Genomic DNA, 14,801 nt, shown 5'->3' with positions numbered 1-14,801 from the left:
TTATTTTGAAGTTTCTTTTACTTTAATATCAGTACCAAGTCTTTGTATATAAGCAATCAGCGCCACGATTTCTCTTTCATTCATTGGAATGAATTTTTCGCCTTTTGCTGCTGCTTTTTTACGGCTGTCTTCATAACTCTTAACAAAATCAGGATCGCTTTCTAAACTTTTCTCAATCTTAACAGCCTGTTCTCTTAAACTTTTCTGTGCATTAGCAACATCTTCTGCAGAATATGGCACACCTAATGAAATCATTGCCTGCATTTTCTTTTGAGTCAATGAAATGTCCATCGGTTTATTATCGAATAACCATTTGTAACCTGGCATAATAGATCCCGCAGATGTACTTTGCGGATTCCACATGTGGTTAAAATGCCAATTGTCATTATATTTACCACCTACTCTTAATAAATCTGGACCTGTACGTTTTGATCCCCATAAGAATGGATGATCATAAACAAATTCTCCAGCTTTTGCTTGAACTCCATAACGCTCTACCTCACTTCTAAATGGGCGAACTGATTGAGAGTGACATCCAACACAACCTTCTCTGATATATAAATCACGTCCTTCAAGTTCCAGTGGTGTATATGGTTTTACGCTAGAAATAGTCGGAATATTTGATTTCACCATTATCGTTGGAACAATCTGAATAATACCTCCAATCAAAATAGCAATCGTAGCTAGTATTGTTAACTGAATTGGTTTTCTTTCTAACCAAGAGTGGAATTTTTCTCCTCTTACCCTACTACTGCTGATTCGTTGTAAAGCTGGAGCCTGAGCCAATTCATCTTCGATTGTCTGACCTGCTTTTACAGTCATAATAATATTATAAACCAATGTAAACATACCAATCAAATACAAACTACCTCCAATAGCTCTCATCCAATACATTGGCATAATAGCAGTAACTGTTTCAAGGAAGTTTCCATAAGTTAACGTACCATCTGGATTAAACTGTTTCCACATAGAAGCTTGTTGAAAACCAGCTACATATAATGGAATTGTATATGCAATAATACCTAAAGTACCAATCCAGAAATGGAAGTTTGCTAATTTTTTAGAGAACAACTCTGATTTTGTCATTCTTGGAATCAACCAATAAATAATACCAAATGACATAAAACCATTCCAAGCTAAAGCTCCCACGTGTACGTGCGCTACGATCCAGTCCGTGTAATGCGCAATGGCATTTACATTTTTTAAAGATAACATTGGCCCTTCAAAAGTTGCCATACCGTAACCAGTAATCGCTACAACGAAGAATTTTAAAACTGGTTCTTCACGAACTTTATCCCAAGCACCTCTTAAAGTTAAAAGACCATTGATCATACCTCCCCAAGACGGAGCAATTAACATTACTGAGAATGCAACACCTAAATTTTGAGCCCAGTTTGGCAATGCAGAATATAATAAGTGGTGTGGTCCTGCCCAGATATAAATAAAAATTAAAGACCAAAAGTGAATGATAGATAATCTATAAGAGTAAACAGGTCTATTTGCAATTTTCGGTACAAAATAATACATTAATCCCAAAAACGGAGTTGTAAGAAAGAAAGCAACTGCATTGTGTCCGTACCACCATTGCACAAGCGCATCTTGTACACCAGCGTAAACAGAATAGCTTTTTAAAGCTGAAACTGGAATTTCAATATTGTTAAAAATATGCAGTACCGCTACTGTAACAAATGTTGCTAAATAAAACCAGATTGCCACATACAAGTGACGCTCTCTACGGCGCAGCATTGTACCAATCATATTTATTCCCATTACCACCCAAATCAAAGCGATTGCAATGTCAATTGGCCATTCTAGCTCTGCATATTCTTTAGAAGAAGTATAACCTAACGGAAGTGTAATTGCAGCAGCGACAATGATTAACTGCCATCCCCAGAAATGAAGATTACTAAGAAAATCGCTAAACATTCTGGCTTTTAGCAATCTTTGCAGCGAGTAGTACATACCCGCAAAAAAGGCATTACCCACAAAAGCAAAAATAACTGCATTGGTGTGTAAAGGTCTTAAACGGCCATAACTAAGCCACGAAATCCCATCAGTGATGTTGGGAAAAAGGTACATTACCGCTAAGGTAAGCCCCACTAACATACCAACAACACCAAAAAGTATTGTGGCGTAAATGAATTTTTTTACAATTTTGTTGTCGTAATAAAACTGTTCCATTTCCATAATTATACTTGTTTTTCTTCGATTGGTAAATTATTATTTTGGGAATTAATTTTGGTTTCGTCGTCGAAAAGGATTCTGACTGAAGGCGTATAATCATCATCATACTGTCCAGATTTAACAGCTGCGATAAAGGCAATAAAGAAACAGATTGCCACAAAAATACTTACTGAAATTAATAGATAAATAACACTCATACCTTAAATTTATTTTAACAAAATTAATTCGTTAAGGGCGCATAAAATATGATAATTATCATATACAAAAAGATATGTTAAATTTACAAAAAATATATTCTTGAACAACTAAAAATCATTCTAAATTTCTGCTACTGAAATAGTTAGACATAAAAGTTACAAAACTCACAATCGTAATTGTACTCAATGGCATAATAATCGCCGCAACTAGCGGAAGTAGATTTCCCGTAACTGCAAAGGCAAGCCCTATAACGTTGTAGAGAAGAGATAACCCGAAGCTCATTTTTATGATAAAAATGGCCTTATGCGAAAGCTTTAAAAAGTAGTTTAGCCGTGAAAATTCTGCCGCATCTAAAATGGCATCGCAGGCAGGCGAAAAGACATTGACATTTTCTGATATAGAAATTCCAACGTTACTTTGAGCCAATGCCCCAGCATCATTTAGTCCATCCCCCACCATCATTACATTCTGACCTTTTTCTTGAAGTTTTTTTATGTACTCCAATTTTTGTTCTGGTTTTTGATTAAAAATCAATTCAGTACCTTTTGGCAAGATAGCCTCTAGATTTGACCTTTCGCCATCATTGTCGCCCGAGAGCACTTTGATTTGATAATCTTTACTCAAATCAGCAAAAAGCTTTTCTAAGCCCTCTCTATACTGATTTTGAAAAGTATACTTTCCTAAGTAAACTTCTCCAATTTTAATATGTAATGCTGTTTTTTCGATTTCTGAACCATCTGGAACTATATCATCGACAAATTGCCCTGAACCAATTTTAATTTCCTTTCCATCTACAGATGCCAAAAGTCCTTTTCCGGTAATTTCCTGAAAGTTTTCTATAGCTGCACGCTTACCTTCTGGCAGAAAATCATAAAGCATTCGGCTCAAAGGGTGATTTGATCCTCGCAATACATTCTTAATCACCAGAATATCTACATCAGAAATAAAATTTCCTTCGTAAATTATATTCGATTTTTTGTTCGTCGTGATTGTTCCTGTTTTATCAAAAACAATAGTATTGACTTTAGCAAGCTGTTCAATTACAATAGCATTTTTTAAATAAAATTTCTTCTTGCCTAAAATTCGCAATATGTTTCCAAACGTAAATGGAGCTGTAAGAGCCAATGCACATGGGCATGCTACAATTAGTACCGCTGTAAAAACATTAAAAGCAGTATTAGCATCAATAAAAATCCAATAGCCAAAGCCTGCAAATGCAATTAATAGTAAAATTGGCGTAAAATATCGGCTTATTGCATCTGTTATGGTTTTGTGTTTCTGATCTACTTTTTTCTGAAAAATTTCGTTACTCCATAATTGAGTTAAATAACTCTGCGAAACCGAATGCAAAACTTCCATTTCGATTACTTTTCCAATCTGCTTTCCTCCTGCAAATACTTTATCTCCAGATTTTTTAGTAATCGGTACTGCTTCTCCTGTCACGAAACTATAATCTATTTCTGCGCTTTCGCTAATTAAAATTCCATCAACCGGTATCAGTTCTTGGTTTCTAATTAATAATCGATCTCCCTTTAAAACATCATAAATAGCAACGTTTTCTTCTGAAGCATCTTTGTTTATTTTGGTAACAGCAATTGGGAAATAGGATTTAAAATCCCTTTCAAAACTTAAAAAACTATAGGTTTTTATTTGAAACATTTTTCCAAGAAGCATAAAAAACACCAAACTTGCTAAACTATCAAAAAATCCTGGACCGTGATCCATAACCATATCATAAGTGCTTCGAATAAACATTACAATAATTCCTAAAGCAATCGGAATATCTATATTTAGCATTCTAGTTCTAATGCTATGATATGCCGAAATATAATAACCGCTTGCTGAGTATAAGAAGCTTGGCAATGCTAAAAGAAAAATGAGTAATCTGAAAAATGGTTTGTAGCTATCGAGCCAAAACTCTTTCATTTCAAAATATTCTGGAAATGAAAGCAGCATGATATTTCCGAAACAAAAAAATGCGACACCTAATTTATAGGTAAGACTTCTATCTATTTTTGCTTTTTCGGTTCCGTAATTTTCTAAACTAATATAAGGTTCATAACCGATCGAACTCAAGAGATAAGCGATTTCTTTTAAAGAAACCACCTCTGAATTAAAGGTAATTCTAACTCTTTTTTCGGGAAAATTAACCTGAGAAATACTGATTCCAGGCTGTAGGCGATTAAGGTTTTCTAATATCCAGATACATGAACTACAGTGGATATGAGGAATATTCAGTGAAACAATTGATGTGTTTCCTTCCTGAAATTCTAATATTTTTGAAAGTATGGCTTCATTTTCTAAAAAATCATACTTTCCTTTAATGTCTTGCGGTGTGGCACCCGGAGACTTTTCAAAATCATAATAGGATGTTAGATTATTGCTGCTGAAAATTTCGTAAACTGTTTTACAGCCTGTACAACAAAACTTCTTATCATCAAAATCAATTTCTTCATTTTGTTCAATAGATAAACCACAATGAAAACAACTTTGCTCCCTCATAAACTTGTTTTTATATGCCGCAAATTTCCAATTAAAGCACAATTATTAAGATGATAATTGTCATATAATATTGAAATTGAATTCTAAATTAATAAAATAAAATAGCCTAAAATAAAGTTCGTTTTAATTTATAATAATTTTACGATATAATACTGGCTAAAAACCTTAAATATGCTTATTTTTGCAGCAAACAACTATTGTCATGAACAAATGTGATCAATGCATAGTACGCCAGCTAAGCTCTTTAAAAGCACTTAATAAAGACGAAGTTATTAAATTGGCCAGCAGTAAAACCTCTTATAAAATTAAAAAAGGTGAAGCCATTTTTGAAGAAGGCGAAGTGACTAATGGAGTTTTCTGTATAAAAGATGGTGTTGGCAAGCTTTCTAAACTGAGTGCAAACGGAAAAGATCAAATTGTAAAGCTGGTAAAATCTGGAGAACTTCTTGGACAGCGTTCTATGATTAGCAACGAGCCAGCAAACTTAACGGCAAAAGCAATTGCTGACATGGAAGTTTGTTTTATTCCTAAAACAGAAATCATAAATTTCTTTAATAATAACAATCAGTTTTCTTTAAATCTGATGCAGTCTGTATGCGAAGATTTGAAAGAATCTGAAAACGAAAAAATCGCCTTAGTTCAAAAAACAGTAAAGCAAAGACTTGCTGAAACTTTACTGCATCTTCATGATGAATTTGGCGAAGATACCGATAAAACACTAAGAGTGCAATTGACAAGAGAAGAACTTGCCGGCATTATTGGTACTGCCACAGAAAGCTGTATTCGTTTATTGTCTGATTTTAATAAGTTGGGATTAATTGAATTAGTCGGTAAAAAAATTATGCTTAAAGATATTCGCGCTCTAAAAAAATTAGCCGATAATTAATTAAAGCTTTTTAGCTTCATTCCAGAAAACATCCATTTCTGTTAGCGTCATATCCATCAATGGTTTTCCTAATTCATTTGCTTTACTTTCTAAGTATTGAAAGCGTTTAATAAACTTTTTATTGGTTCTTTCTAAAGCATCTTCTGGATTTACATTTAAGAATCTCGCATAATTGATCATAGAAAACAAAACATCTCCAAACTCGTCTTCAATTTTATCTTGATTTCCGGTTTTTACTTCGTCTTGTAATTCTTGCAGTTCTTCCTGTACTTTATCCCAAACTTGATGAGGTTCTTCCCAGTCAAAACCGACACCTTTTACTTTATCTTGAATTCGGCTTGCTTTAACCAATGCAGGAAGACTTCTTGGAACTCCTTCTAAAACCGACTTTTTACCTTCTTTCAGTTTTAGTTTTTCCCAATTTTGTTTTACTTCTTCTTCATTTTCGACCTTTACATCTCCATAAATATGAGGATGACGATGAATTAGTTTTTCGCAGATTTCATTGCACACATCAGCAATATCAAAATCGTTTGTTTCGCTACCAATTTTAGCATAAAAAACAATATGCAACAATAAATCTCCCAGTTCTTTTTTTACTTCATTTAAATCATTGTCCAAAATAGCATCGCCCAGTTCATAAGTTTCTTCGATTGTTAAATGTCTTAAGGTCTGCAGAGTTTGTTTTTTATCCCACGGACATTGCTCACGAAGTTCATCCATGATATTTAATAATCTTTCAAATGCTTTTAACTGGTTTTCTCTGCTCATTTTGAAGTTCTTTTGATTTAAACTCGATTCTGTAAAAGTAAAAAATCCTGTTGAGTAAAACATCTCAACAGGATTTTAAATTTTGAATATCTAAAAATATTATTCTTCTTTTTTAGTTGCCGCTTTTTTTGCCGGAGCTTTTTTAGCAGCTGGAGCTTTTTTAGGTTTTTCTTCAGCAATTGGAGCTTCTTCTTTTGGCTCCTCAACTGCAGGAGCTAAATCTGTTACAAGCCCTTTAGCTTGAAGTGTATTGTACCAGTTTAATACTTTTTTAATATCTGAAGGATAAACTCTTTCTTCATCATAATCTGGAAGAATTTGTTTGAAATAAGCAGACAAAGTAGCATTATCTTCTTTGTGAGAGATAGCTTGTCCTTTATTTTCTTTAACGGCAATCTGCTGCATTACTTCAGTTAACGGTTTTTCACCTTCATAAGTATAAATCGAAATTTCAGACAATAAACTTACATTGCTTTTTAGATTTACAGTAATCTTCTTTCCATCAATTAATGATTCCGCCACAAAACCTGTACGAGTTTGTACTTTTAATTCGTATAACCCTGGTTTTCCTGAAATGGCTAAAATTTTCGCTAAATTCATTTTTATTAAAATTAGTATTAAGAATTTGATTTATTTTTTGTTTCTAAATAGTATTAGAAAACTTATCTTGCTTTTTTAGCAGCAAAAAATTTCATTCTATATTCCTGAAACGTTTTTCCTTCGGTAATATTTTTCAATTTCTTTTGGATTAAGCGTTTTTTTAGAGATGAGATTTTATCTGTAAATAAGATTCCTTCAATATGGTCGTATTCGTGCTGGATCACTCTTGCGATTAATCCGTCAAATACTTCCGTTTTCATTACAAAATCTTCTTCACAATATTCGATTGTCACAGTTGGTTTTCTGTAAACGTCTTCACGCACATCAGGAATACTCAAACAACCTTCATTAAATCCCCATTCTTCTCCTTCTTCTTTAACGATTTTAGCATTGATAAAAGTCTTTTTAAAACCTTTCAAATCTTTTTGTTCCTCTGAAGGCAGATCCTCATCATCACTAAAAGGCGTTGTATCTATAACAAACAAACGAATTGGCAGTCCAACCTGCGGTGCTGCAAGTCCCACTCCATACGCATTGTACATCGTCTCGTACATATTTGCGATCGTTTCTTTTAGATTTGGATATTCTGGTGTAATATCCTGCCCTACTTTTCTTAAAACAGGATCACCGTATCCTACAATTGGTAAAATCATTTGTTTTTGTTTATGTTTTATGTGCTTCAAAAAACAGAATTAAAGTTCTGATATTTCAGCTGGCAAAAATAGTAAAAAATAGTCAATGAATAATTCTTATACGCCATTATATCATATTTTTTACAAGCTACTAAAAATCTCAGCTATAATTATGCCAAAATCACTCCTACAATTCTTATCTTTGTTAGTAAACCTTTCTTTATGATTGATAGAATTTCAAAATTTACAAACAGCACTTCATTTCTTAATGCCTCTAAAGTAACTATTGCTTCTGTTGTACCTGTTTTAGTTTTAAATTTTTTAGGTCATTTTGAAATTGGCTTTACTATTGCACTTGGTGCTTTTTATACCTATCCCAGCGATATTCCGAGTTCTCTCGGTCATAAAATAAAAGGGTTAATCGCGGCTTCTTTTATTGTTTCTGGGGTTAATCTTTTGGTTAATCTCGTTTATCCGTATCCTTTTTTATTTTACATCTTTTTAGGTTTTCTGCTGTTTTTATGTTCTATGATTTCAGTTTACGGACAGCGCGCAACTTTAATCTCTTTCTCTGCATTATTATCAATTTCTCTGTCTTTTGGGCATTTACATGAAGGTTGGGAAGCTTTTCAATATTCTGGTTTTATTTTTATTGGAGGAATTTTATACCTTATAGTATCTCTTGTTTTTCATTTTGTACAACCTTATAAATATGTAGAATTACAAATTGCAGAAGGAATTAAACTTACTGCCAAATACCTTAAATTAAGAGGTGATTTGTGGAGTCCAGAAGCTAACAGAAGAGCCATTATAGAAAAACAATTGGCCTTGCAGGTTGAATTAAATCTTATTCACGAAGATTTAAGAAAAATGCTGATTGGCAATCAAAATGCATCTGGAATTACGAGCCAGAACCGAAAAATGCTTTTAGTTTTTATCACTTTAGTTGAAATTCAAGAACTTGCGCTGTATACTTCTTTTGACCACAGTAAAATTCATGAAAAATTTGCTGGACATCCTGATGTTTTAAGAACTTATCAGAATGTGGCTTATAAACTGGCTTCGACTTTAAAAAAACTTTCAAAAAATGTGAGTCATATAAGTGTTTATGTAGACAAACACGATTTGAAAAATGAATTGGACGCTCTTGAATTTGCCATTTTTGATTATGAAAAAAGATTAGGAAAAGAAGAAGCGGCAGAAGGTGTTCTAATGCTGACCAATATGCTAAAATACGCCAAAAACCAAGTTGGAAAAATCAAAACTATCCAACGCGCGCTTTCTTTGGCAATGCAGTCTTATAAATTGAAAGATAAAGATAAGGAGCTTGAAAAATTCCTTACTCCGCAATATTATCCGATTCGAACTTTAATTGAGAATCTTAGTTATTCTTCTTCTATTTTCAGGCACTCGATACGATTGACTATCACTATTCTAATTGGCTTTTTTCTCGGGCAAGTACTGCCATTTCAAAACGTATATTGGATTCTGCTGACCATTGTAGTAATTATGCGTCCTGGTTATGGCTTAACCAAAGAGCGATCTTACAATAGAATGTTCGGAACTGTTTTGGGAGGAATTTTAGCCTTCGGAATTGTTTCTATTATTCAAAATCACGTTGCACTGAGTATTTTCTCTATTATATGTATGCTTCTTGGAATTTCATTTACCCAAATTAATTACAAAATAAGCGCAACATTTGTTACGATGTACGTGGTGTTTATTTACGGAATTCTGACACCAAACATTAATGAGGTAATTCAATACAGAATATTAGATTCGCTTGCTGGAGCTATTTTAGCTTTTATTGCTAATCAGTTTTTATGGCCGGCCTGGGAATTTATCAATACGCCTATACATATAGAAAATTCGATTCGTGCCAACAGAAATTATCTCAAAGAAATTGCTGATTTTTATAATAAAAAAGGAGAAGTTCCAACTTCTTACCGTCTTGCTAGAAAAAATGCTTTTGTTGAAATAGGAAATCTAATGACATCCTTTCAGCGCATGATGCAAGAACCAAAATCGAAACAGAAAACAATGCCTTTGGTTAACAAATTGGTCGTTTTAAATCACTCACTATTATCCGCTTTGGCATCGCTGTCGACTTATATTCAGTCGCATCAAACTACTTCTGCCTCAGATTCTTTCAATTATATAATCAAGACGATTCTTGCCAATCTGGACCATTCTATTTCTATTTTAAGAAATGAGGTTATTATACAAGATACTTTTTTTGAAAAAGAAGATGTGACTTTACAGTTTGAAGAACTTAAGCGAAAACATTTTACGCGCTTGGCCGAAGATGATGATCTCGATAAGGAAACACGTCAAGCTAAAATGCAAGAAGCTCAAATGGTTATTGAACAATTAATTTGGATGAGCAATCTGGCAGAAAAAATTCTAAAAAACACAACCGACCTAAAAGCAACAAATCCAGATTAATTCATCTGGATTTGTTTTTTATATTCAATTAAGGAGAAGCTTATTTTAATTTTAAAACTTCTGCTGTTTGTTTTCTAAGTTCTTCTAAAAGTTCTGGCTTATCATTTAAAGTCTGACCGTAAGAAGGAATCATTGTTTTTAATTTTGCTTGCCACTCAGGTGTTTTAACTTGATTTGTAAAACATCTGCTGATTAAATCAATCATAATTGCTACAGCTGTAGAAGCTCCTGGAGAAGCACCTAATAAAACAGCTAAAGTTCCGTCATGCGTATTGATTACTTCTGTACCAAACTCTAAAACTCCGCCTTCTTTTTCATCTTTCTTAATAACCTGAACACGTTGACCTGCCTTTTCTAATTTCCAATCTTTTGAGCGCGCAGTTGGAAGATATTCGCGTAAAGCTTTCATTCTGTCTTTTGGAGACTGACGCACCTGCTCGATCAAATACTTTGTTAATGGAATATTGTGATATCCAGCAGCCAGCATCGGAATTAAATTGTTACGTTTAATAGACAATGGCAAATCTAAATAAGAACCATTTTTTAAGAAACGAGTTGAAAATCCTGCAAACGGTCCAAAAAGAAGCGCTTTTTCTCCATCGATTACACGTGTATCAATATGTGGAACAGACATTGGAGGAGCTCCAACGCTTGCTTTTCCGTAAACTTTTGCCTGATGTTTAGCAATTACTTCTGGATTTGTACATTTCAGCCATTGTCCGCTTACCGGGAAACCTCCATATCCATTACCTTCAGGAACATTCGCCTTTTCTAATAAAGGTAGAGAACCTCCTCCTGCGCCAATAAATACAAATTTAGTATAGGCTTTACGAGTTTTTCCGGTTGATAAATCTTTAATTTTAATTCTCCAAGATTTATCCTCACGCTGTCTTAGTTTTTTAACTTCATGGTTAAAGAACAAAGAAACGCCGTCTAATTTTCCTAAGTAATTGAACATACTTCTTGTTAAAGCACCAAAATTAACATCGGTACCAATTTCCATATATGTTGCAGCTAACTTTTCATCAGCATTTCTTCCTTCCATTACCAATGGCATCCATTTTTGAAGCTGTTCAAAATCGGTACTGAAAGTCATATCAGAGAAAATCGGGTTGCTTTGCAACGCCTCAAATCTCTTTTTTAAATAATCTACGTTTTTATCTCCCCACACAAAACTCATATGAGGTACGCTTTTAATAAAATTATCCGGAGACGGCACTTTATTTTGCTGCACTAAGTAAGACCAAAACTGGCGAGAAATCTCGAATGATTCTGCAATACTTATTGCTTTTTTAGGATCTATGCTACCGTCTGCCTTTTCTGGAGTATAATTCAATTCACAAAAAGCAGAGTGTCCGGTTCCTGCATTGTTCCAAGCATCAGAACTTTCGGCTGCGGCAATATCTAATCTTTCGTAAATTTCAATTTTTATATCTGGTTGTAATTCTTTCAAAATTACTCCGAGAGTGGCACTCATTATTCCAGCGCCAATGAGTACTACATCACTATTTGAACGTATGGTTTCGTCAGGCATAACAGTATTTTTATTTAAAGTGCAAAGGTACTTTTTTAATTGCAAAAAAAAACTAATTTTTACATGATAAAAGTTAGGATTTTCTAAAAACCATTAAATTATAAATAAAAAATACGACGAACAGCGTTATTTTTTTGCGGAAAGATAATCTTGAAGCAGAATTGTGGCAGAAATTTCGTCTATCAAACTTTTGTTCTGACGCTGCTTTTTACTTAAACCGCTGTCGATCATAGTTTGAAATGCCATTTTTGAAGTAAAACGCTCGTCAACACGAATAACTTTCATGTCTGGAAAAATATTTGAAAAGTGAGTCACAAAGCCCTTAATCACAGAAGCACTTTCAGATGGAAGTCCATTCATTTGTTTTGGTTCGCCAATCAAAACCGCTTCGACTTTTTCTTTAGCAAAATAATCTTTTAAAAAGTCAATTAAAGTATGGGTCGGAATAGTTGTTAAGCCCGAAGCAATAATTTGCATTTCGTCTGTCACTGCAATTCCTGTACGTTTTTGTCCGTAATCTATTGAAAGGATTCTTGGCATTTTGTTTTGTATTTAATCAGCAAATTTATCTAATAAAGACGATGTTTCAATATACCCAGAACATGTACTAAATCTAGTTCCAAATCAATCTTTATAATCGTTGTGTATCCTTTAAAAACACAATCCCGATAATTACTATCATCAAAATATATAGATTTTTTAAAATGAAAAGGATTTAGAAGATCTTTTTTTAAATGCTTTAATAAATCATTTTTAAATTTCCTCGCCGCAATAGGTTTGTCTTTTGCTATGAAGTTAATTATTTCTTTTAAATCATTGTTAAATTCAACAGTTAATTTAATCTTCATATTTTTTTATAGTATCCTCCAACAACATATCCAACTCTTCAAACGTACTATACTGAGCAGTTTTATTGTCAATTTTAACAGCTCTTTCTCTTAAGATTTCTTTATTTCTCTCAAAATCAGAATCCTCAAAATCGTCTTCAACAATTCTCAATTCCTCAGACGAAAATTCACTAAGTAACTTTAGAATTTTCTCTTTAATCTCTGGCTGAAACTCTAATCTTATCGCTTCCATAATTCTGTAAGTTAAAACACAAAGATAGACTTTTCTACATTGATTTCTTGAAGTTTTAACAAACCATAAAAAATCCGCCTTGAAAGATTCAAGACGGACTTTATCCAAATATTCAAACCTAAAAAATAACTCAATTTATCTCCCGAACAATCTACTGAAAAAACCTCTATGTTCTTCTTCATCTGCATCCTCTTCTTCTGTGTAAGTTGCAAACTTAGATTGCGATTTTTCGTGTTCAAAAATCAACTCCTTAATATACTCAACATAAGTTCTCTTTTTCTCTTCTAAGAAACCTATCAAGTACTTTTCGCTAAATTCAATTCCGCTTGCCGCCTCTATCTGTAATAATTTTTTATACAAAGGCTCAATATGCATCGCAATTACTTCTTGTGGCACAGCTTGCCTTCTTGCGAAGTAATTTACAATAACATCATTTTCATCTCTAGCGATTTCAAAATCTGTAATTACCCAATAATACCTTCCAGACTTTGCAAGATTTTTTACAATAGCGTGAAAGTTTTTTCCGTTTTTAATATTCTCCCAAAGCACTTTAAAAATTACTTTTGGCATATCCGGGTGACGTATGATATTATGAGGCTGCCCCATTAACTCATAGTCTTCGTAACCACAGACATCTACAAACACTTCGTTGGCATATTCTATAATACCGTAGGCATTTGTTTTACTCATAATAACCTGAGTTTTATCCCAGCTTACTTCTTTATCTATAATTACTCTGTTTTGAAGGTGATTTTCTTGATTCATATTTTACTGCTTATATGATTTATTTATGGAATGGAATGGAATGCTGATCAACACTGCGAAATTAGTCCGAAGAAAAAACACAAAGCCTGACTTTTGTCATATTTTGACATAAAAAAAACTTTTAAAGGATGTTTTATAAAATCATTATCTTAATACGTTTACTTATTTTACAAATAAGAAACAAAAAGTTAAACCTGTAACATTTTCAATTAGTTTTGCTTTTTTGCATTTCTACAAATACGTTATCTTTGCCAAAAAATTAAACGTATGAATTCTTTACAGACTATAATTGAACAAGCTTGGGAAAACAGAGCTTTATTGCAAGAAACTACAACTACTGATGCCATTAGAGAAGTTATCGAATTGGTAGACGCAGGAAAATTACGTGTTGCTGAACCAGTTGGTGACAAATGGCAGGTAAACGAATGGGTTAAGAAAGCGGTTGTAATGTATTTCCCGATTCAAAAAATGGAAACATGGGAATCTGGTATTTTTGAATACCACGATAAAATGTTGCTAAAAAGAAATTATGCTGAAAAAGGAATTCGTGTGGTGCCAAATGCTGTTGCTCGTTACGGCGCTTACATTTCTAGCGGTGTAATCTTAATGCCAAGTTATGTAAATATTGGTGCTTATGTTGACGAAGGAACAATGGTTGACACTTGGGCAACTGTAGGAAGCTGTGCTCAAATTGGAAAAAACGTACACTTAAGCGGTGGTGTTGGTATTGGTGGTGTTCTTGAGCCATTGCAAGCTGCTCCAGTTATTATCGAAGACGGCGCTTTTATCGGTTCTCGCTGCATTGTTGTTGAAGGTGTTCACGTTGGAAAAGAAGCCGTTCTTGGAGCTAACGTATGTTTGACAGCATCAACAAAAATTATCGACGTTACTGGTGATGAGCCTGTTGAAATGAAAGGTTTTGTTCCTGCTCGTTCTGTGGTAATTCCAGGAAGTTATACTAAGAAATTTGCTGCTGGCGAATTCCAAGTTCCTTGTGCATTAATTATTGGTACTCGTAAACCATCTACAGATTTAAAGACTTCTTTAAACAATGCACTTCGTGAGTATGATGTTGCTGTTTAATCAACGCTTATAAAATATATTTGTAAGAGGACGTATAATACGTCCTCTTTTTTTAATAAAACCAAAAAATCTTACAAATACATAAAAGTAAGAAAATTATATTAAATTTGCGCACTAAAAA

The 14,801-nt window shown here is 33.4% G+C and carries 14 protein-coding genes; 3 read left to right on the top strand and 11 right to left on the bottom strand.

The window, feature by feature from the left end; genetic code table 11:
• From ccoN to EG814_RS04990, 3 genes are all read right to left on the bottom strand, one after another.
• Positions 1 to 2,187: a cytochrome-c oxidase, cbb3-type subunit I gene (gene ccoN / locus EG814_RS05000; protein ID WP_125719537.1), complete on the bottom strand. Its 2,187-nt coding sequence runs from the start codon at positions 2,185 to 2,187 to the stop codon at positions 1 to 3.
• A gap of 2 nt (positions 2,188 to 2,189) precedes the next feature.
• Positions 2,190 to 2,381: a cbb3-type cytochrome oxidase assembly protein CcoS gene (gene ccoS, locus EG814_RS04995; protein WP_125719535.1), complete on the bottom strand. Its 192-nt coding sequence runs from the start codon at positions 2,379 to 2,381 to the stop codon at positions 2,190 to 2,192.
• Between the two features lie 115 nt (positions 2,382 to 2,496).
• On the bottom strand, positions 2,497 to 4,884 hold the full coding sequence (locus EG814_RS04990) for a heavy metal translocating P-type ATPase (RefSeq protein WP_125719533.1): 2,388 nt from the start codon (positions 4,882 to 4,884) through the stop codon (positions 2,497 to 2,499).
• Between the two features lie 202 nt (positions 4,885 to 5,086).
• On the opposite strand from EG814_RS04990, the gene EG814_RS04985 reads away from it, so the two are divergent.
• Complete coding sequence (locus tag EG814_RS04985) at positions 5,087 to 5,770, top strand: Crp/Fnr family transcriptional regulator (RefSeq protein WP_125719531.1); 684 nt, start codon at positions 5,087 to 5,089, stop codon at positions 5,768 to 5,770.
• Here EG814_RS04985 and mazG read toward each other — a convergent pair whose 3' ends face one another.
• The 3 genes from mazG to def form a co-directional block, all read right to left on the bottom strand.
• The gene (mazG, locus tag EG814_RS04980; RefSeq protein ID WP_125719529.1) at positions 5,771 to 6,541 is read right to left on the bottom strand and encodes a nucleoside triphosphate pyrophosphohydrolase; all 771 of its coding nucleotides are present in this window, start codon (positions 6,539 to 6,541) and stop codon (positions 5,771 to 5,773) included. It abuts the gene before it with no gap.
• Positions 6,542 to 6,640: 99 nt separating this feature from the next.
• Positions 6,641 to 7,141: a DUF5606 family protein gene (locus EG814_RS04975; protein WP_125719527.1), complete on the bottom strand. Its 501-nt coding sequence runs from the start codon at positions 7,139 to 7,141 to the stop codon at positions 6,641 to 6,643.
• Between the two features lie 62 nt (positions 7,142 to 7,203).
• Positions 7,204 to 7,794: a peptide deformylase gene (def, locus tag EG814_RS04970; RefSeq protein ID WP_125719525.1), complete on the bottom strand. Its 591-nt coding sequence runs from the start codon at positions 7,792 to 7,794 to the stop codon at positions 7,204 to 7,206.
• A 201-nt stretch (positions 7,795 to 7,995) separates the two neighbouring features.
• Here def and EG814_RS04965 point away from each other — a divergent pair, with 201 nt between their 5' ends.
• Positions 7,996 to 10,218, top strand: coding sequence for an FUSC family protein (locus tag EG814_RS04965; RefSeq protein ID WP_125719523.1), 2,223 nt, complete (start codon positions 7,996 to 7,998; stop codon positions 10,216 to 10,218).
• A 40-nt stretch (positions 10,219 to 10,258) separates the two neighbouring features.
• Here the strand turns inward: EG814_RS04965 and EG814_RS04960 are convergent, their stop codons facing one another.
• From EG814_RS04960 to EG814_RS04940, 5 genes are all read right to left on the bottom strand, one after another.
• Entirely contained in the window at positions 10,259 to 11,752 is a 1,494-nt protein-coding gene (locus tag EG814_RS04960) for a malate:quinone oxidoreductase (protein ID WP_125719521.1), read from the bottom strand.
• Positions 11,753 to 11,878: 126 nt separating this feature from the next.
• Complete coding sequence (gene ruvX, locus EG814_RS04955; protein ID WP_125719519.1) at positions 11,879 to 12,292, bottom strand: Holliday junction resolvase RuvX; 414 nt, start codon at positions 12,290 to 12,292, stop codon at positions 11,879 to 11,881.
• A 29-nt stretch (positions 12,293 to 12,321) separates the two neighbouring features.
• Positions 12,322 to 12,600, bottom strand: a complete 279-nt coding sequence (locus EG814_RS04950; protein ID WP_125719517.1) for a type II toxin-antitoxin system RelE/ParE family toxin — start codon at positions 12,598 to 12,600, stop codon at positions 12,322 to 12,324.
• Positions 12,590 to 12,832, bottom strand: coding sequence for a hypothetical protein (locus tag EG814_RS04945; protein ID WP_125719515.1), 243 nt, complete (start codon positions 12,830 to 12,832; stop codon positions 12,590 to 12,592). Before EG814_RS04945 ends, EG814_RS04950 begins: the two co-directional genes overlap by 11 nt.
• Positions 12,833 to 12,967: 135 nt before the next feature.
• Positions 12,968 to 13,597, bottom strand: a complete 630-nt coding sequence (locus tag EG814_RS04940; RefSeq protein WP_125719513.1) for a PAS domain-containing protein — start codon at positions 13,595 to 13,597, stop codon at positions 12,968 to 12,970.
• 267 nt (positions 13,598 to 13,864) lie between these two features.
• Between EG814_RS04940 and EG814_RS04935 the strand changes: the two genes are divergently transcribed.
• Positions 13,865 to 14,680 (top strand): 2,3,4,5-tetrahydropyridine-2,6-dicarboxylate N-succinyltransferase, encoded by an 816-nt coding sequence (locus tag EG814_RS04935; RefSeq protein WP_125719511.1) that lies wholly within the window; start codon positions 13,865 to 13,867, stop codon positions 14,678 to 14,680.
• Positions 14,681 to 14,801: the final 121 nt, after the last annotated feature.

The sequence above is a fragment of the Flavobacterium ustbae genome (assembly GCF_003946915.1).
GTDB classification, from domain to species: domain Bacteria; phylum Bacteroidota; class Bacteroidia; order Flavobacteriales; family Flavobacteriaceae; genus Flavobacterium; species Flavobacterium ustbae.
This window is presented reverse-complemented; position numbering and strand designations above follow the sequence as displayed.